Genomic DNA, 19,206 nt, shown 5'->3' with positions numbered 1-19,206 from the left:
CCCGCATGGACCTGACGCTCCTCTACCGCGGCCCGCTGGCGTCGTGCGACTACGACTGTCCGTACTGCCCCTTCGCCAAGCGCCGGGACAGCCGTGCCCAACTCACCGCGGACCGCGCCGCGCTGGAGCGTTTCGCCGACTGGGCGGCCGCGCAGCGCGACGACCGGCTCGCCCTGCTGTTCACGCCGTGGGGCGAGGGCCTGGTGCGGTCCTGGTACCGGCGCACGCTCGCGGACTTGAGCCGGATGCCGCACGTCCGCCGGGTGGCGATCCAGACCAATCTCAGCTGCCGCACCGACTGGCTGGACACCGCCGACCTGGACGCCCTCGCCCTGTGGTGCACCTTCCACCCGGGGCAGACGCCGTACGAGCGCTTCCTGGCCAAGTGCCACGACCTGGCCGCGCGCGGTGTCCGGCACAGCGTCGGCGTCGTCGGCCTTCCCGAGCATCTGGAGCAGGCGCGCCGGCTGCGCGCCGACCTGCCCGACCACGTGTACCTGTGGGTCAACGCCGCGGAGGGCCACACCTACACCGACGCCGAAGCCGACCGTTGGACGGCCCTTGACCCGCTCTTCCCGTACAGCCGCCACCCGCACCGCAGCGCGGGCCTGCCCTGCCGTACGGGAGAGTCGGTCATATCGGTGGACGGCGAGGGCACGGTGCGCCGCTGCCACTTCGTCCGGTCGGAGCTGGGCAACCTGTACGACGGCTCCTACCGGCGGGCCCTGCGCCCCCGCCCGTGCCCGCTGGCCGTGTGCGACTGCCACATCGGCTACGTGCACCTGGAGACACTGCCGCTGTACGACGTGTTCGCGGGCGGCGTCCTGGAACGGATCCCGGCGACGCCGCCCGCGGTTCCGCGCCTGATACCGGCGCCCCGGTAGAGGGCCAGACGTTGTCAGGCGGGACGGCCGGGCGCCCGGTCGAAGTCGTCGTCGCTCATACGCAGGAGCGCCCAGCCGGCCCCGGCGAAGCCGGCCGCGGCGACGAGCAGGCCGATGCCGGCCGCGATGTGCCCCGGCATGAAGGGATGGGTGAAGCCGCCCAGGGCCAGGGCGATGCCCGCCCAGGCCGGCGCGGCGCCGCTGCGCCACAGGGCGAGGCCGAGCAGCAGCAGACCGAGGACGATGCCGACGATGAAGAGCAGGCCGCCCGTCAGGGCCAACGGGTCCTCCTCCAGGGCCTTCTGCAGCGCGGCCACGGTCGGCACGTCGAGGCCGCGCTTCGCCGTCATGTACGCGAGCAGGTCGCCGCCCTGGTTGAGGGGGAAGCCGGCCAGTTGACCGAGGAGTGCGAGGAGCGCGCCGGCGGTGGTGAGCCGGGGCGCGCCCCGGCGGGACACCCAGATCACGGCGAACGTCGCCGGGATCAGCAGGACCAGGAACGGCACACCGAGGTACTGGGTGACGCGGGCCTGGTCGAGGTGGCCGGTGTAGGCGGTCACGGTGGCCTCGAAGGACGAGCCTCCGTCGACGGGGCTGAGGATGTAGCTGAGCCCCATGCCGGTCATCGGCAGCGGGGCGACGACGGCGAGCAGGACGCGCCAGAACCGTCGCATGTCCTTCAGCGGCTTGGACGGCCGCGGCGAGGTCGGCGGGGTGCCGGAGTCAGTGCCGGTGTGAGTGTGAGTGCCGGTGTCGGGCTGCATGGTGGAACCTCCGTTCCGGTACGGAAAGAGTGAGGGTGGGTCAGCTCGCCTGCGCGGTCTTCGCCGACCGGCCCGCCACGGCGTACGCGAGGGCCAGGCCGGTGCCGGCCGCGCTGAGGACGAGGCCGATGACGGCGCCGTCCCAGCTCCGGACGAGGGCGACGACCGCGCCGAGCAGGTTGAGCGCGCCTACGGTGACCACGGCCGGCGTGGCCCAGGCGGCAGAGCGGAGCAGGGCGATCGCGGCGACGACGCCGACGACGCCGAGCAGGCTGATCGGCCAGGCGGCCGGGGCGGGGATGCCGTTTCCCCCGTCGTCGAGGGCGATCGGCAGGTTGAGCAGCGACATGGCGAGGGTCGCGACGGCGGCGGAGCAGCGGACGGTCCTCATGGCGGCCTCCGGGATGCGGCGTTGGCCGGATCAGCGTCGGGCTCGCCGGGGTCCCCGGCCCAGGGTCCGCCTTCCCGAGCCGGCGCGGTCACGTCCGCCGCGGGACGCCCCGATTCCCGGGCGGACCGGGAAGGTTTCCCGCAACTCCGGGAACAGGGGCCGTTGATGACGCCGGGTGCGGATCGGGATACTCACCGCATCGACACTCCACGCGCACACCGGACCCGGGACGGCAGCCGATGGGCCGCCGCGGCACTGGCGGCCGTCCTCGTCGGGGCGGGCTTCCTGCTGTGGTGGGGGTCCACGGGGCGTCCGATGCCGGACTCCGGTGGGTCCCCGGCCTGGGTTGAGCCACTGGTCACGATGATCGCCTACGGCGTGGCGGGGGCCCTGCTCGTCGACCGCCGTCCGGACCTGCCGTTCGGGTGGCTGCTCGCCGGGGCGGCCGTGCTGGTCGTCGTGCGGGTGCTGGTCCTGCCGCCGGCGTACGCGGCCGTCGTGGACGGCGACCGCGGCGCACCGGCGCGCTGGGGGCTGACCGCCGGGACCCTCGCCTTCGCGCCGGTCGCCGTGCAGGGTCTGGTCAACCTCCGGTTCCCTTCGGGGCGACCGGCCGGGCGGTGGAGCGCGGTCCTCGAGAAGGTGATCGTCGTCTGCACCGCGCTGGTGATGGTGGGCGGGCTGCTCGGCGGCACGACCCTGCGGGACGTCGGGGGCGGGGTGACCGGGCTGTCCCACCCGCTCACCGGCGGGAGCGCGGTCGGCCGGATCGCCGACGCGGCGACTCTCCTGGCGCCTGTGGTCGTGCTGCTCGGCCTGATCGCGGGCATCGGTGTCGTGGTCCGGTTCGCCCGCGCCGAGGGTGTCGCCCGCCAGCAGCTCAAGTGGCGGGCGGTCGGCGTGGTCGTGGCGCTGGCGCTGTTTCCGCTCGCCGTCACCGAGCGACTGCCGTCGCTCACGGGCAGCGTGGACGCGGTCGTGTTCGTCCTGACCCTGGCCGTTCCGGTGCTGCGCCACCGGCTGTGGTCCATCGACACGGTCCTGCGCCGCTCCCTGGTCTACGGCGCGATCACCGCCGCCCTGGTCGTCGGGTTCGCCGTGCTGACGGGGCTGGCCACCCGCGTGGTCTCCCGGCAGGTCGCGGCCCCGGTCGCCGCCGCGGCCGTGGCACTGTCCTTCGTGCCGCTGCGCGACCGCACGCAACACCTGGTGGACCGCCTCTTCTACGGCGGCCGTCAGGATCCGTACCGGACGCTGCGGGACCTCGGGCAGCGGCTCAACGCCGTCCCCGGCGGCGACGCGCTCGGCTCGTTCGCCCACGCGGTGGCGTCCGCGCTGCGGCTGCCGTACGTGGCGGTCGAACGCGCCGACGGAACCCACGTCGCGTCCTGCGGCACACCGGTCGAGCCGCTGGAACGCCGGCCGCTGCTGTACGAGGGCCAGGTCGAGGGCTTCCTGGTGGCGTCGGCGCGGCGGGGCGAGGAGGGCTTCGACGACCGCGACCGCGGCCTGCTCCGCGACATCTCCGGTCAGCTCGGTCTGGCCCTGCACACCCGGACCCTCACCGCCGAGCTGCTGCGGTCGCAGCAGCGCCTGGTGGCCGCGCGGGAGGAGGAGCGGCGCCGGCTGCGCCGCGAACTGCACGACGGCCTGGGTCCCGTGCTCACCGCCATCGGCCTCACCCTGGACGCGGCCCGCGCACGGCTGGAGACCGACCCGTCGGCGGCCGACACCCACGTCGCCGAGGCCCGCGAGGCCGCCGCCCAGGCGCTGGCGGACCTGCGCAAGGTGGTGCACGGGCTGCGCCCGCCCAGCCTCGACGACCTCGGGCTGGCCGGGGCGCTGCGCTCGCAGGCCGACCGGCTCACGGCGGGCTCGCCGCTGCGGGTCACCGTCGAGGCGGGCGAACTGCCCGACCTGCCCGCGGCGGTGGAGGTGGCCGTCTACCGCACCGCCGTCGAGGCGATCACGAACGCGGTGCGCCACAGCGACGGACGGCGGTGCCGCGTACGCCTGGACGTCTGCGCGCGCGAGTTGGTGCTGCGGGTGGGCGACGACGGTGGGTCCGGCGGTCCGTGGCTGCCCGGCGTCGGCGTGACCGCGATGCGCGAACGCGCCGCGGAACTGGGCGGACGCTGTCAGGCCGGCCCCGGTCCCGGCGGCGGCGCCGTCACCGCCTGGTTCCCGCTCCCGGAGACACCATGATCCGTGTGCTGCTCGCCGACGACCATCCCCTGGTGCGCCAGGGGATGCGCGCGGTCCTCGACACCGCCGGCGGCATCGAGGTGGCCGGTGAGGCCGGGGACGGCCTCGAAGCCGTCCGCAGGGCCGTCGAGCTGCTGCCCGACGTCGTCGTGATGGACCTGCAACTGCCGGGAATGCACGGCATCGAGGCCACCCGGCAGATCCGGACCCGGGTGCCGGACGCGGCCGTGCTCGTCCTGACGATGTTCGAGGACGACGCGACGGTCTTCGCCGCCGTCCGGGCCGGTGCGCTCGGCTATCTCGTCAAGGGGGCCGAGGGAGCGGACATCGTCGCCGCCATCCACGCCGCCGCGGCGGGGCAGCCGATCTTCGGCGCGGCACTGGCGGGGCGGCTGCGTACGTGGTTCGTGTCGCCGCCGCCGCAGGACAGCCCGTTCCCCGAACTGACCGTACGCGAGCGGGAGATCCTCGACCATCTCGCCGCCGGTCTGTCCAACGCCGAGATCGGGCGGCGCCTGCACCTGTCCGGCAAGACGGTGGCGAACAACGTCTCGGCGATCCTCGCCAAACTGCACCTCACCCGGCGGAGCCAGGCCATCGTCCGGGCACGCGACGCCGGTCTGGGCCGCCCGCGCTGAGAACTCCCCTCTCCTCCGGTCCGGTTCAGCTCTGTTCCGCGGCGCCCGCTCCGCGCCGCGCCAACGGGCGGGTGCCGTTGAGCCGCAGTCTCGCTCCCGCCAGCTCGGCGCGGCCCCGGTCGGCGAGCCGGTCGGCACCGCACTCCTCGGCCAACTCGACGCCTTCGTGCAGGAGTTCGTTCGCCCGGTCCGTGGCGCCGCCGCGACAGAGCTCCGCGCCGAGGTCGATCAGGGCCTCGGCGTAGGCGTGCCGGCTGGGCGATCGGCGCAGTATCTCCACCGCTCGCTCCCGCAGGGGCAGCGCCTGCCCGTCCTCGGCCACCGCCGCGCTGAAGCCGAGCGCCTCGCCGATGGCGGTGGGCGTGCCGTAGCGCTCGGCCCGCCGCAGCATCTTCGCCGTGAGGGCGCGGGCACGCGCGGGGTCCTCCTCGGCGACGGCGAGGGCGAGGTGTCCCGCCCAGGGGCACCAGGTCGGGTTGACGATGTCCTTGGCCTCCAACCGCGCTCCGGCGGCGGTGAGCTGGGCCTCGGCCTCCTTGCGGAGGCCACGGGCGAGAAGCAGCCGCCCGTAGACCGTCTGGGAGTCCGGAAAGACCACCGCGTTCAGGTACGGGGGCGCGAAGTCGTACGTCCTGGCGACCCGCAGTGCCTCCTCCACGCGGCCCCGGGACAGCAGGACGTCGACCAGCAGCCCCACGGCGTACCACCGGGCGGGCACCCGGTCGCCCACCCGCTCGGCCAGGCGCACGCCCTCACGCGCGCACTCCTCCGCCTTGACGAGCATCCCGCGCCGGAACCACACCAGGCCGAGGAGGGTGAAGCCGAAGGAGAGGTGGGCGCCGCTCCAGCCGACCTGCTCGCACTCGGCGATGGCCGAACTGAACAGTTCCTCGGCGCGGTCGCACTCGTCGGCGTACATGTAGCTGAGGGCGGCCACGCTCGGCAGTTCGAAGCCCCAGTCGGGGTCGGTGTAGCTGAGGCCCATGGCGCGCCGGGCGATGTCCAGCGTGTCCGCGGCCGGCTCCCCGCGCAGCATGGCGTCCCAGGTGCGGATGCACAGCAGGGCCCGCTCCTCGATGGCCTCGCCGGGCAGTTGCTCGACGAGCCGTGCGAGCCGGCGGGAGCGGTCGGAGGCCTGCTCCTCGTGCGCGTCGAAGACCAGCCACAGGTAGTGCGCGACCTGCATGCGCAGCCGTGCCCGCGGGGACGCCGACCGGGCCACCTCGGCGCCCGCGACGGCGGCCGCCTTGGCCAGTTCGTCGTTGTGCGCGAACACCTGGGCCAGCCGGAAGGTGGCGTTCTCCCTCAACTCGGGATCCAGAAAGGGCTGTTCCAGGGCGGCGGTGAGGTGGTTGACCGTGGTCGCGGGGGCGGTGAGCAGGGCGGAGCAGCCGAGTTCGTGCAGCACGCCCGCGCGGTCCTCGGGCGCGGGAGGTTCGCGCAGCGCGCGCTCCAGACAGCGCCGGGCGGCGTCGGGCGCGCCCAGACGGAGGTTCTCGCGGGCGGCGGCACGCAGTTGCCGGACGGTGTTCGGGTCGCCCTCGGGGTGCGTCTCGAGCAGGTGCCGGGCGGCGGCGGTGATGCCCAGGCCGGCGTCGGCGACCGCCCAGGCGGCCTGACCGTGCAGCGCGGTGCGCGTGGTGGGCGGGATGGCCTGGTACACGGCGGTGGCGATGAGCGGGTGGATGAACTCGAGGGTGCGGGTGCCGGTGAGGATGCGGGCGACACGCAGCCGGTCCACGGCGGCCTGGGCCTCGGCCGGGGGCAGTCCGGCCACGGTCGCGGCCAGTTCCGCGGAGATCTCGGTGCCGAGCACCGCGGCGGCCCAGGCGAGCCGGACGGCGGCGTGGCCGAGCCTCTCCAGGCGCTTGATCAGACCGGTGCCCCGTGCGCTCGCGGCGAGTTCGCCCAGCAGGGAGGCCGACTCCGCGTCCGGGGCGAGGCCACGGTCCTGGACCCTGGCGATCAACTCGACGGCCTCGTACGGGTTGCCGCCGGTGACCACCCAGCACTCGCGGCAGAAGGCGTCGTCGGCCTCCGCCCCGAGCGAGCCCCGCACCAGTTCGGCCACCGCCTCCGGGCTGAGGGCGTGCAGCGGGATCGGGCGTGCGCCGCGGCCGTCGACCAGTTCGCGGAACGTCCGCGCCTCGGCGGGCACTTCGTCCGGGCGGTAGCCGATGACCACCAGCACGGGGAGTTCCCGCGCCCTCACCGCGAAGGCGGCGAGCCAGGCGAGCGACTCCAGGTCGCCCCAGTGGGCGTCGTCGAGGACGATCACGAGCGGTGCGCGGCGCACGGCCACCTGGGTGACGACCCAGTCCAGGCCGTCCCGGACGCCCTGCGGGTCCGGGCCCGCGATATCGGTCTTCTGGGCGAACAGGCCGACGGCCGGTCCGGCGATCTCGTACCACCCGCCGAAGATCTCGCGGCGCTCGGACTCGGAGCAGGCCGCGAGGACCGGCTGGAGCAACTGGCGTACGACGTGGAAGGGTACGGTGTGCTCCTGCTCGCTGCCCCGGGCGGACAGCACGGTGCAGCCTCGGGCGGCGGCCATGCGGCGGATCTCGGCCAGTACGGTCGTCTTGCCCAGTCCGGCGGCGGCGCTGAAGAACAGCAGCCCGCCCCGCCGGCCTTCGCCGTTCCCCCCGCTCGCACAGATCGCGTCCACCGCTTTCCCGGCGGCTGTCACCTCGTTCTCGCGCTCGTACAGGGGCTTCCCCAGCCGATCGCGTCCATCCACGATGGTGGTCCTCTCGGTGCGCTGCCGTTCCGACACTCCGTTACCCCTGATCTGCCGGTATGCCGGGAAGCCTAGCGAAACACACACGCGGACTGCACAGTTGCATGCGAATTGGTTGCGGGCGGCGGTGAAAGGGTACTCACGCTGATACTTGACGCCCCGTTACGAGTCCCGGGGCGTCCGAAAACAGCCCGGGGCGCTGGGCCGGGGCGGCCGGGTGTCCCGGACGGGACCACCATCTCCGCACGTCCCGGCGGGGGCGGCCACCTGCCCGGCCAAGGCGGTCGGCGTCTCGCCGGCGAGATCCTGGTGCGAGCGGGCGCGCGCCGGCTTCCCGCTGAACGCGCCGGTACCCGTGCGCCGAGGTGCGGCCCGACGAGGTGGTCGGCGGGAGAGCGGTCGTCCGTGTCAGCGGGCCGGGGCTCGGGTCAGCCGACCGGGGGTTCTGCGGGCCGGGGCTCGGCGGGGCCGGTCCCGGCCGCGGCGAAGGCGCAGTGGGCGGCTCGGGCGGGGGCCGGTGGGAGCACCGTCACTGTCAGCGCACCGGTGGGAGTGCTGCTGCATGCGTCAACGGACCGGGGGCTCGGCTCCGCGGAACGGAGTCTCGGCCCGCCGGGGCTCGGCGGGGCCGGCCTCGGCGAAGACGGCGGTGGCCCGCCCGCTCGGCACGGGCCAACAGGAGCGCGATCACCGGCGTCAACGAACCGGCAGGGACGCCGCCGCCCATGTCAGCGGGCCGGGGCTCCGTCCAGCCGACCGGGGGCTCTGTGGGCCGGGGCTCGGCGGGGCCGGTCCCGGTCCGAACGCGGCGGTGGCCCGCCCGGGTAGGGCCGGTGGGACCACGGTCGCCCATGCCGGCGGGCCGGGGTCTCGGCGCAGCCGCGGGGTCCCGGCCCCCAAGGCTCGGCGAGACCCGCCGTGGCGAAGGCGGCGGTGGGTCGCTCGGGCGGGGGTCGGCCGGAGCGCGGTCACCCAAGTCAACGGACCGGTGGGAGGGCCGCCGCCCATGTCAGCGGGCCGGGGCTCGGCAGGGCCGGTGCGAGTGCGGTCACCCCTGGCAGCACACCGGTGGGAGCGCCGCCGCCCGGGTCAGCCCACCGGGGTCTCGGCCCGCCGGGGCTCGGCGGGGATCACGGCCGCGGCGGGGCGGCGCGAGGCTGTGGTGATTACGGTGAGGCTGGTCAGGGCGAGGACCGTGAGGACGGCGAGCATCACGGTGTAGGACGCCAGCGCGGACAGAGCCGCCAGGATGGCGGGCAGCAGGAAGCCCGAGTAGCACAGGGCGTAGTAGACGCCGGTGATGCCGGCCATGTCGTCGGGCGTGACGATCCGCTGGATCTCCAGCAGGCCCGAGACGACCCCGATGCCGTAGGCGGCCCCCAGCAGGACGGCTCCGCCGAGGCCGAGCCAGGGCGAGCGCACGGCCGCGTCCCCCGCGCAGACGGCCATGCCGCAGGCCATGAGGATCATCGAGACGATGATGCCCCGTGCCGAGTCGAGCGAGTCCAGGCGCTTGGCGAAGGGCTGGACCAGCGCCCCGGTGCCGAGGGTGCAGACGGTCAGCAGGGTGGCGTAGGCAAGGGCCCAGTTCCCGATCCGGTCGCCGACCAGTTGGGGGGTGACCGCGTAGGCGACGGCGGCCGAGCCGAACACCCACGGGGCCATCGGAAGCACCACGCGCAGGAAGCGGCGGTGTCCGGCGGCGGGGACCTTGAGGTCGGCCCACAGGCTGCGGACGGCGGTGGCCCGCGACCGCGTCTCCACGGCGCGGGCCAGCAGGAACAGGGTGGGCACGGTGACCAGGACGTGCACCAGGTACGGGGTGATCATCGGCCAGGGGCCCCACTGGGCCAGCGCGCCGGCCACCCCGGCGCCGAGGCCGAAGCCGAGGGTCAGCGAGAGGGAGGCGCGCCGCGCCCCCGCGCCGGCGTCGGCCGCCGGGTCGTGCGGCGCCTGGGAGAGCTCCTTGACCCAGCTCGTGCCGACCGCCATCGCGATGCCGACGGCCAGGCCGCTGAGGAAGCGGCCCACGTAGACGGGGATCTGTCCGGCCGCTCCCCCGCACAGGACGGCGCTGGCCGCGAGCGACGCCGCGGTCGCGACGGTCATCAGGGGACGGCGGCCGTGGCGGTCCGAGGCGGCCCCGCCCACCAGCAGCCCGGGCACGAGCCCGAGGACGTAGGCGGCGAGAAAGGCGTCGACGGTGACCGCGGAGTAGCCACCGAGGCGGCGGTACATCAGCAGCAGCGGGGTGAACTGGTTGCCGCCCCAGCCGGAGCAGAACATGGCAGCCGCCGCCGGGAGCCACGGCCTGCCCCTGCCGGACGGTACGGCGGGACGGCCGGTCGGCCACCGGGTGGTACTCATGGCGGTGCTGCTCCTTGCTCGGCTTGGCTCAATGTGCTGGTCCCGCCCGAGGTTCCGGTGGGATGGCGCTGGGGGCCGACCCCGGCGGGGTCAGCGGCCGGTCGCGCCGCGGTGGGCGTCCAGGTGGGCCCGCAGGGTGTCGGCGAACCCGGCGGCGTCGCGGTCGGCGATCCGCTCCACGAGCCGGACGTGCTCGCCGATCAGCGGGGCGAGGCGCCCGGGCTGCGGCTGCAGGAGCTGCACGGCCATGCGCCGCTGGCGGTCGCGCAGCGTCTCGTAGAAGCGTTCGGCGAGGTCGTTGCCGGAGGCCGCCACGACGGCGTGGTGGAACGCCTCGTCCGCCTCCGCGAAGGCCGCGACGTCGGCCCGGCCGGCGTGCTCCCGCTGGACGTCGATCAGGCCGGACAGCCGGCGCACCAGGTCGGTGAGCGGCTCGGCGCGGCGGGCGATACGGCGTACCGCGCTGCTTTCCAGCGCCTCGCGCAGTTCCAGGACGTCCTCGGCCTCGCCCGGTCCGACCGGTACCACCACGGCTCCGCGCTTGGGGAAGAGCTGCAGCAGTCCCTCTGCCTGGAGGCGGAGGAAGGCCTCGCGGACGGGGGTGCGGCTGAGTGACGCGCGCTCGGCGATCTCGCCCTCGCTGATCAGACTCCCGCCGGGGAGCCGCCCGCCGATGATGAGCTCCTTGGTCAGGTCGTACGCACGCTCCGCGGCCGGAACCCGGGCGGTGGAGGAAGCGGTGCGGGCAGTGGGAGGGGTGGCGGGCATATCTCAACCATAGCAGGCATAGATACAAGCTTGGATCCATGACGTCCGGCCGCAGCACAGACGCCGACGGCCTCCGGGGTGAAAGCACCCCGGAGGCCGTCACGGTGTCGTCCTGGCGTCGTCCTCGTGGCCTTACGCGGCCGTGCTCAGCTCCGGCTGTCCGGCCACGCCGCGCCCCTCCGTGCGCAGGACCAGCGGCGCGGCGCCACGGCGGCGACGGAGCGCCATGCCGGCCCCGACCGAACCGGCGATGATCAGGCCACCGGAGACGAGGGCTCCGCGCGCCCCGGCGAACTGCATGAGGAGCCCCAGGGCGGGCGGGCCGCCGAGACCCCAGGCGGTACTGATCGTGCTCCACACTCCGAGCACGCGTCCCCGCAGGTGGGCGGGCGGATCGGTCTGCAGGACGGTCGTTCCTGCGGTGTCGGAGACGGACTCCACCACGGCCATGGGCAGGACCAGGACAAGCAGCACGGCCAGCGAGGGCGAGAGCGCCGCCACGGCCTGGAGCAGACCGCCCGCGGCGGCCAGGGTGCCGACGATCCGGACCGAGGGGCGGCGCAGCCTGGCCCCGAGGACCGCGCCGAGGATCCCGCCGACGGCCAGCACGGTGGAGACCGTGCCGAACGCTCCGGCGCCGCCGGCCAGCGGGCCGGTGACCAGCACGGCCAGGGTGAGGCCGTAGTTCCGGCCGAACACCGCGCTGACGCCGGTCACGCCGGCGAGCGCGACCAGCCGGGGGCGGCGCAGGAAGTAGGCCACGCCCTGCCGGACGGTCATGTCCTGGCCCCCGGCCGGGCGGGCCCGCCGGACCGGGCGGCCGGGTCCCGAGCTGCCCGCCACCCGCCGGGTGGCGTTCCTGACCGGCCGCAGGAACGGGATGACCGAGGCGACGAAGAGGAAGGACAGGGCATTGGCGCCGTAGGCGGCAGCGGTGCCGAGGAAGGCGACCGTCACACCGGCGAGCGCGGTCCCCGCCAGCCGGCCCGCGCTGTGGACGAGCGAGCCCACTCCGATGGCGGACGGCACGTCCTCCGTGGACACGAGGTCATTGCCGAGCAGGGCGCAGGCGGGAGCGTCGACCGTGGCGATGAGGCCGGTGACGGCGGCCAGCACCATCAGGACGGGCAGGTTCAGGTGCCCGAACGCGACGAGGACGGCCGTCACGAATGCGACACAGCCGAGCAGCGCCTGGCTGACGGCGGCGGTCAGCTTGCGCGGCAGGCGGTCCACGGCGGCGCCGCCCGCGAGGCTCACGAGCAGCGCGGGCGCGGCCTGGACCGAGATCGACAGGCCCGTGGCCGCGGCGGACCCGGTGATCTTGAGGACCAGCAGGTTCTGCACCGTGAGCTGCATCCACGTACCGGCGTTCGAGACGAAGTTCGCCACGGACCACCACCGCATGCTGCGGTATCTCAGGGACCGCCACGGCGAGGTGGACGCGGTCGCCGGCGGACCGGCGGCGGGCACGGCAGGAGGGGGCACGGAAACGGCGGGAGAAGAAGGCACAGTGCTACTCGGGGACGAGCCCCGCGGGACTCGCGCGGGGAATCGGCGGGAGCACGGGAACACCGTGCTGCGCTGCGCGGTCGCTCCGTCGGCTCTGGCGGACTGCCGTACCCACGGGTAGCCCCCGGGGAGTCCCGGGCGGGCCGTGGTGCGGCGCGGACCATCGTTGCAGACGCGTTTCCCGGCTGCTGTGGCGCAGCTCGCTCCCGGCCGACCGGGAAGGACAACACGGCCCCGCCCGGGGGGACTTGTCGCTCCTGTGCCCTTGCTCACAGCACCTGTGGACGGCCGCGGGGCCGGCTGCGGCCGGGGACGGCGTCTTGGCCCCGCCATGCGGGTACTCGGGGTGCGGCGCTCTCCGAAGCGCCCCAACCGGAGACAGACCGTCTCATGGCCTTGGAGGAGCCATGGCGAGTATCAGCCCCACGGATCTGCAGAAAGCGCTGTCCGGCGCGGAGTATCCGGCCGACACCAAGCAACTCGAGAAGGTCGCCCGGGACAACCACGCGTCCAAGGACATCACGGAACGCATCTCGCATCTCGGGAGGAAGAAGTTCGAGAACCCGGCCGAGGTGAGCAAGGCCGTCTTCGAGAACGAGTGACCGACGTCCGGAGCGCGGCGGCCGAGCATCTGCCCGGCCGCCGCGTCGTGCGTCCGGCGCCCTTCTAGTGCCGCGGCAGGCAACGCTTGCCCCGTCGCGACGCCCGGCACGCACTCTCGCCGCACCGGCCGAAAACCCAAGTACATCCAGTACGAGGACTTCCGGCCGGCGCACCGAGAGCACGCACCGGACGCCGCTCCTTGACGGGCAAACGTCACCTGCCGCGGCACTAGGCCACCCGTCCCGGCGAACGGTGAGCGCCGGGCAGCAGGATCGACTCGCCGTCATGCCACCCTTTGACTGACATGCACATGATTGCGGCGGAATCCATCTCTATCTGACGCCCAGCGCCCCGGCACCCCACAGGCCGCCGAACGGGACCGCGCCGTATCCGCAACACACAGAAGCCGCCGACCCGTTGACTCGTTTCAATGATGATCATAGAGTCCGACGCCGACGGCCTCGACCCGCGCCCGCATCCCGCTTTCCGCATGGGTGCGACCACCCCTTGTCGCCCTGACGGAGGGTCAGGGGCCGTGCTCGACCGCACCACCTGCACCGCCCCGTACCTGACACTCCGGGAGCAGCAAGTGAACAGACGTCGCACGGCCGTCACGGCCGCCTCGGCACTCGTCACCACCTTCGCGCTGACCGCCACGCTCGCCGGCCCCGCCACCGCGGCGCCCGGCGCCGCGGCCCAGCCGGCCGCGGAACAGACCCGGACGGGGGCGGTCGCCACCGCGACCGACCCCGTCACCCATGAGGAGAACGACCGCGTCCCGAAGGGCTCCCTCTGGACGCAGCACTACTTCCCGTCCTCGGACGGCTCCGGCACCGAGCTGCACGCCGACGTCCTGCTGCCCGAGGGACTGGCCCCGGGCAAGAAGGTGCCCGTCATCCTGTCGGTCGGCCCCTACTTCGGGCACTCCGGGCAGACCGACCCCGAGGGCTGGAAGCACACCGGCCCCTCGTCCCGCTTCCAGGACTTCATCGAGGGCACCGACCTGTTCGCCAAGGGTTACGCCTTCGTCATGGTGGACCTGCGCGGCTTCGGCGGCTCCACCGGGTGCCTGGACTGGGGCGGCCCCGGCGAACAGGCCGACGTCAAGGCGGCGATCGACTGGGCGGCGAAGCAGTCGTGGAGCACGGGCGCGGTCGGCATGTACGGCAAGTCGTACGACGCCGTCACGGGCCTGATCGGCAACAACCTGAGCCAGAAGGCCCTCAAGGCCGTCGTCGCCCAGGAGCCGGTGTGGGACATGTACCAGTACATCTACTCCAACGGGGTGCCCCGCCCGAACGTCACCGGCACCGCCAACGCCTACAACTCCATCGCCACGCTTCCCCAGATGGCGGACGACGACGCGCACTACCTGGCCAACGCCCAGTGGGAGAAGACGCACCCGGAGTGCCTCACCCAGAACTCGGCCGGGTACAAGATCGCCGACCAGTGGGACAAGCACTGGCGGGACCGTGACCTGGCGAAGATGGCCAAGGGCACCAAGACCCCGCTGTTCGTCACCCAGGGCTTCATCGAGAACAACACCAAGCCCGAGGAGATGCAGGAGTACCTCGACAACCACGTGGGCCCCGAGCGCGGTTGGCTCGGCCAGTGGGAACACGTCCGCGGCGGCGACCGCACCAGCGACGGGCGTCTGTCCATGGGCCGGGAGGGCTGGTACGACGAGACCCTCTCCTACTACGACGAGTACCTCAAGGGCATCAAGCCGAAGGTCAAGTACCCGGCCTACGTCGTCGAGGACTCCACCGGCGCCTGGCGCGCCCAGAACACCTGGCCGGTCGTGAAGCGGTCCGTCACGCTCCCGCTCGGCAACGGCTCGTACCTGGACGACGGCGGCGCCTCGGGCCGCGCGGCCCTGGCCGCCTCCGGCGAGGCGGTCCCGCAGACACTCGGCAAGCCGTCCGGCGGCCAGTGGGACATGGAGAACGCTCCCGCCACCGAGCCGGCCGCGCCGCAGGGCCTTGCCCGGGGTCTTGCGAAGCAGCAGAAGGACGGCAAGGTCACGTCGAGCTTCTTCGTGTGGTCCAAGCCGGTCGGACAGTCGGTGCGCCTCACCGGCACTCCGCAGCTCTCCCTGACCGCCAAGGGTGAGGGCAACGTCATGCTCAAGCTGTACGACGTCGCCCCGAACGGCAAGGCCGTCATGTTCGACGAGCAGGTCTCCGTGCTGCGTTCGGGCCGGATGAGCGTCGATCTGAAGGCGACCGACTGGACGCTGGCCGCGGGTCACGTCCTGGCCGTGGAGATCGGCTCCATCCAGACCGGCTCGTGGCGTGCCACGCCGTCCGGCCAGACGATCGACGTCAAGGGTGCGCAGCTCAGGCTGGCCCTGGACGACCCGGCCCGCGACACCGCCACCCCCGGTGCCCGTTCCCCGTTCCTGGACACCTACCTGCGCCAGTACACGGTGAACCTGCCCGCCGGTCCCGCGTCGTTCACGGTGACCCCCGGCAACCACCTCTGAGCCGAGCGGCAACACCTGACGAGGGTCCCGACCGCCGAGGTCGGGGCCCTCGTCGGCGTATCGGCACGGGCGTACACGGATCACGCGGGGGCCGCGGCGGGGCGCCGCCACCGCACACCGCCACCCGCCCACCCGCCACCGCCGCGCGTCAGCCCAGGCCGTGCAGCCGCTTGTACTCCAGCGTGTAGGCGAGCTTGCCGGGCTTGGTGTCGGAGTACGGCTTGCTCAGCTTGCCGAACTCGCCCTTGGTGGCCGCGCTGCCGTCGTTCCACCGGTCCAGCGCGCCGAGTTCGGCCGCGGTGAAGCCGCTGTCGACGAGGGCGTCCTTGGGCAGCGCCGTCATCGTCTCGGTCAGGGACCTGACGGTGGCAAGGTAGGTGTCGAGGTCGTCCGGGTTCCAGCCGGCCAGGTCGACCGGCCTGGCGTCGCGGACCCAGCTGCCCCAGTAGAACTCCTGGAACGGGAGCCCGTTCTGCGCGTATCCGATGTCGCGGCCGAAGTAGAGCAGGCTGCGGTACCTGTCGTCGGTGAAGTTGGCCAGGCCCACGCCGGTGGGCAGCTTGTTCACCGTGACCTGGCGGCCCTCGGGGTCGCGCAGGTACACCCATTTGTGCGCCTTCATCTCGTCCCAGAAGGCCTGGCGGGGCAGGTTGCTCAGGTTGGCCTGCACCCGCAGCCGGACGTGCAGGTCGGGCCCGCCGTCGGGGGCCTCGTAGAAGGAGGTGAGCGTGTGGTGCCCGTCGGTGAGGAACGGTTCGCCGCCGGGGCCGATGACGACGGTCTTCATGGCGGCGACGCCGTCCGCCGTCTCCGCGCCGACCGGGAGTTCGCACGTGAACGACGACGGGTCGTCAAGTCGTGCGCCGGACTGGACGGTTGCGGCGGCCGACCGGCCGTCGGCCTCGCACCAGTCGTCGAACTTCTTGTTGACCGCGTCCTTGCCGAGGGTGTAGCGGCCGAGCTTGTAGTACACCTCGTCGTAGCCGAGCGAGGGCTGGGTCGGGTGCACGTCGCCGATGCGGACGTCGAGCAGGTCGCCGGGCCGGGCGCAGAGGTACCGCGAGAACGGCGTGCTCCGGTTGTCGTGGCCGCAGAACGACGGACGGGTGCCGGGAGCACCGGGTGCGGCCGCGGCGGCCGGCGCCAGTGCGGCAACGCCTGCCCCGGTGACGGCGAGGGCCACTCCGAGGACCGAGGCCCGGCGGGACGGGGATCCGAAGCGCATCACACCTGCTCCTTGCGGTAAGGGGAATGTCGACGGTCAGCGTGTGGCCGATCGCCCAATGCACCGGATCGTCCCGGTGACCCGCGGTCGAGCCGCAGGTGAACAATTCACCGCCAACCGGCTTCCGTACGGCACTTCCTGCCCGGTTTCCGCGCGCGCCGCTCACGATCCGCCGTACCTGATTCAATTTTTCGCAACCACGAAGATGTTGCGAGCATGTCAATACATCCCTTACGTTTACGCGCGTCAACCCAACCCGCACGCCGAGGAGTTGACGGCGTGCCCGGCCCCTGCTGACCCCCACCGCGACCGGCGCACGCCCTACCGCCGCCCACAGCTCCGACGCCCCATTCCCGACCGTCGATGGCCGCGACCCACGGCCACCCCGGCACAAGCGCATCGCAGTGTCCCTCCACACCTCTGGGAGCACCATGCCTTCCGCCACCCCCTCGCGGTTCAGACCAGGCACCACCCCCACCGGCGGCCGCCGGACGTTCGCCCGTGCGGCCGGGCTGCTGGCCGCCGCCCTGACCCTGCTGGTCCTGCCGGGCACCGCCTCGGCGACGGCCGCCGGCGACCCGGGGACCTCCTCCGGGACCCCGGTGCGGATGACGCACCCGGAGCAGGACCACGCCGGATCAGGGCTCCAGCGCCTGGGCGCGGGATCGCTGGCAGCCCCGCTCGCCGTCAGCACGGGTCCCGCCGGACTCGACGTCAGCGGTCACCAGGGCAACGTCGACTGGACGTCCGTCAAGAACAAGGGCGCCGCCTTCGCCTACGTCAAGGCCACCGAAGGCACCACGTACACGAGCCCCTACTTCTCCCAGCAGTACACCGGCGCGTCCAACGTCGGACTGATCCGCGGCGCCTACCACTTCGCGCTGCCCGGCAACTCCAGCGGCGCCGTGCAGGCGGACTGGTTCGTGAGCCACGGCGGCGGCTGGTCCGCCGACGGAAAGACGCTGCCGCCCGCCCTGGACATCGAGTACAACCCGTACGGGGCCACCTGCTACGGGCTGAGCCAGAGCGCGATGGTCACCTGGATCCGGGACTTCAGCAACCAGGTGCGCGCCAAGGTGGGGCGCTACCCGACGATCTACACCACCACCGACTGGTGGACCACCTGCACCGGCAACAACAGCAGCTTCGGGGCCACCAACCCGCTGTGGATCGCCCGTTACTCCTCCAGCCCGGGCACGCTGCCCGCCGGCTGGTCGGCCCAGACGATCTGGCAGTACGCCGACTCCGGAACCTTCCCCGGTGACCAGGACACCTTCAACGGCACCCTCGCCGACCTCCAGGCCTTCGCCAAGGGCGGCGGCTACAACCCTCCGCCGACGGCCAGTTGGCCCACGGTGAAGCAGGGGGCCTCCGGTGAGCGGGTCAAGTCCGTCCAGTACCTGCTCAACGCGCACGGCTCCGCGCTGGCGGTGGACGGCGCGTTCGGGGCCGGGACCGACTCCGCGGTGCGTTCGTTCCAGTCCTCGCACGGCCTCTCCGTGGACGGCGTCGTCGGACCCGCCACCTGGCAGGCCCTCATCGTCACCGTGCAGCAGGGTTCCTCGGGGGCCGCGGTCCAGGCGGTGCAGAGCCAGCTCAAGGCTCATGGCGCTTCGTTGACGGTCGACGGCGCGTTCGGGCCGGCGACCGACACCGCGGTGCGTTCGTTCCAGTCCTCGCACGGCCTCGCCGTGGACGGCATCGTCGGTGCCAACACCTGGCAGGCCCTGGTCGCCTGACCTCCGGCGCGTCGTCACCAGCAGTCACCGAGTCACCTGCAATCACCTGTAGTCACCAAGGGAGGAGACTTCCATGAACCCGGCATCACGGCCGCAGCGAAGCATCGACCGCCGTACCCTGTTCCGGAGCGCGGCGGGCGTGACGGCCGCGCTCGGCGTGGCCGCGGTCACCGGCGTCGCCACGGCGGGCTCGGCCTCGGCCTACGGCTGGAGCCGCACCCTCCAGCAGGGCGCCTCCGGCGCCGACGTGGTGGAACTCCAGATCCGCGTCGGCGGCTGGGCCGCGGGCAGCGCCTCCCAGACGTACGTCGCCTGGGACGGCGCCTTCGGCCCGGCCACGGCCGCAGCCGTCCAGCGCTTCCAGTCCGCCTTCGGCCTCGGTGCGGACGGCGTCGTGGGCCCGCAGACCCAGAGCGCCCTCAACAGCCTTGAGGCGAGCGACGGTTCGACCGCCCACTTCAACTTCAGCGAGTTCTACTCCAAGGACGGCGCCGGCTTCAACAACGGCAAGGTCGCGGCCGCGACCGTCAAGGAGAACGTCCGCCGGCTGATGTACAAGCTGGAGGCGGTGCGCAAGAAGGCGGGCAACAGCCCGATCACGATCAACTCCGGCTTCCGCAGCATCGCGCACAACGCGGCCTCGGGCGGCGCGTCCAACAGCATGCACCTGTACGGCGTCGCCGCCGACATCGTGGTCTCGGGCCACAGCACGCTGCAGACCTACCGGATCGCCGAGACCTGCGGCTTCTCGGGCCTGGAGGCGTACACGAACTCGTGGCAGCACTGCGACAGCCGCGTCCAGTACCCCTCGTACGGCTCCGGCTCCTGGTGGTGGGAGAGCGGCGTGGCGTGACCCGCCCGCACCCACCGCACCGGGCCCGTCCGCGC

Annotated in this window: 14 protein-coding genes and 1 pseudogene; 8 read left to right on the top strand and 7 right to left on the bottom strand. The window is 73.3% G+C overall.

Annotation, left to right across the window (positions count from 1 at the left end):
- Positions 1-5: 5 nt before the first annotated feature.
- Positions 6-884, top strand: coding sequence for an STM4011 family radical SAM protein (locus tag ACF09J_RS11945; RefSeq protein ID WP_392305264.1), 879 nt, complete (start codon positions 6-8; stop codon positions 882-884).
- A 14-nt stretch (positions 885-898) separates the two neighbouring features.
- On the opposite strand, the gene ACF09J_RS11940 is transcribed toward ACF09J_RS11945, so the two are convergent.
- Entirely contained in the window at positions 899-1,648 is a 750-nt protein-coding gene (locus ACF09J_RS11940) for a hypothetical protein (protein WP_392305263.1), read from the bottom strand.
- A gap of 40 nt (positions 1,649-1,688) precedes the next feature.
- The gene (locus tag ACF09J_RS11935; protein WP_392305262.1) at positions 1,689-2,039 is read right to left on the bottom strand and encodes a hypothetical protein; all 351 of its coding nucleotides are present in this window, start codon (positions 2,037-2,039) and stop codon (positions 1,689-1,691) included.
- Positions 2,040-2,402: 363 nt separating this feature from the next.
- On the opposite strand from ACF09J_RS11935, the gene ACF09J_RS11930 reads away from it, so the two are divergent.
- Entirely contained in the window at positions 2,403-4,244 is a 1,842-nt protein-coding gene (locus tag ACF09J_RS11930; protein ID WP_392305261.1) for a sensor histidine kinase, read from the top strand.
- Positions 4,241-4,882, top strand: coding sequence for a response regulator (locus tag ACF09J_RS11925; protein WP_392305260.1), 642 nt, complete (start codon positions 4,241-4,243; stop codon positions 4,880-4,882). Before ACF09J_RS11930 ends, ACF09J_RS11925 begins: the two co-directional genes overlap by 4 nt.
- Positions 4,883-4,907: 25 nt before the next feature.
- On the opposite strand, the gene ACF09J_RS11920 is transcribed toward ACF09J_RS11925, so the two are convergent.
- From ACF09J_RS11920 to ACF09J_RS11905, 4 genes are all read right to left on the bottom strand, one after another.
- Entirely contained in the window at positions 4,908-7,622 is a 2,715-nt protein-coding gene (locus tag ACF09J_RS11920; RefSeq protein WP_392305259.1) for an ATP-binding protein, read from the bottom strand.
- A 1,089-nt stretch (positions 7,623-8,711) separates the two neighbouring features.
- Positions 8,712-9,989 carry an MFS transporter gene (locus ACF09J_RS11915; protein ID WP_392305258.1) on the bottom strand — a complete coding sequence of 426 codons (1,278 nt, stop codon included), beginning with the start codon at positions 9,987-9,989 and terminating at the stop codon, positions 8,712-8,714.
- 90 nt (positions 9,990-10,079) lie between these two features.
- Positions 10,080-10,757 carry a GntR family transcriptional regulator gene (locus ACF09J_RS11910; RefSeq protein WP_392305257.1) on the bottom strand — a complete coding sequence of 226 codons (678 nt, stop codon included), beginning with the start codon at positions 10,755-10,757 and terminating at the stop codon, positions 10,080-10,082.
- A 132-nt stretch (positions 10,758-10,889) separates the two neighbouring features.
- Positions 10,890-12,161 carry an MFS transporter gene (locus ACF09J_RS11905; RefSeq protein WP_392305256.1) on the bottom strand — a complete coding sequence of 424 codons (1,272 nt, stop codon included), beginning with the start codon at positions 12,159-12,161 and terminating at the stop codon, positions 10,890-10,892.
- Positions 12,162-12,673: 512 nt separating this feature from the next.
- Here ACF09J_RS11905 and ACF09J_RS11900 point away from each other — a divergent pair.
- The gene (locus tag ACF09J_RS11900; RefSeq protein WP_392305255.1) at positions 12,674-12,868 is read left to right on the top strand and encodes a DUF2795 domain-containing protein; all 195 of its coding nucleotides are present in this window, start codon (positions 12,674-12,676) and stop codon (positions 12,866-12,868) included.
- A 590-nt stretch (positions 12,869-13,458) separates the two neighbouring features.
- On the top strand, positions 13,459-15,354 hold the full coding sequence (locus ACF09J_RS11895; protein ID WP_392305254.1) for a CocE/NonD family hydrolase: 1,896 nt from the start codon (positions 13,459-13,461) through the stop codon (positions 15,352-15,354).
- A 148-nt stretch (positions 15,355-15,502) separates the two neighbouring features.
- Here ACF09J_RS11895 and ACF09J_RS11890 read toward each other — a convergent pair whose 3' ends face one another.
- Positions 15,503-16,579 carry a ParB-like protein gene (locus ACF09J_RS11890; protein WP_392305253.1) on the bottom strand — a complete coding sequence of 359 codons (1,077 nt, stop codon included), beginning with the start codon at positions 16,577-16,579 and terminating at the stop codon, positions 15,503-15,505.
- A gap of 431 nt (positions 16,580-17,010) precedes the next feature.
- On the opposite strand from ACF09J_RS11890, the pseudogene ACF09J_RS11885 reads away from it, so the two are divergent.
- From ACF09J_RS11885 to ACF09J_RS11875, 3 genes and pseudogenes are all read left to right on the top strand, one after another.
- Positions 17,011-17,895: pseudogene (locus ACF09J_RS11885) on the top strand (lysozyme); the annotation flags it as partial.
- A gap of 39 nt (positions 17,896-17,934) precedes the next feature.
- Positions 17,935-18,318, top strand: coding sequence for a peptidoglycan-binding protein (locus ACF09J_RS11880; RefSeq protein WP_392305417.1), 384 nt, complete (start codon positions 17,935-17,937; stop codon positions 18,316-18,318).
- A gap of 73 nt (positions 18,319-18,391) precedes the next feature.
- Positions 18,392-19,171: a D-Ala-D-Ala carboxypeptidase family metallohydrolase gene (locus ACF09J_RS11875; RefSeq protein WP_392305252.1), complete on the top strand. Its 780-nt coding sequence runs from the start codon at positions 18,392-18,394 to the stop codon at positions 19,169-19,171.
- Positions 19,172-19,206 lie beyond the last annotated feature (35 nt).

This window comes from Streptomyces sp. NPDC014889 (assembly GCF_043081205.1).
Taxonomy (GTDB): Bacteria; Actinomycetota; Actinomycetes; order Streptomycetales; family Streptomycetaceae; genus Streptomyces.
This window is presented reverse-complemented; position numbering and strand designations above follow the sequence as displayed.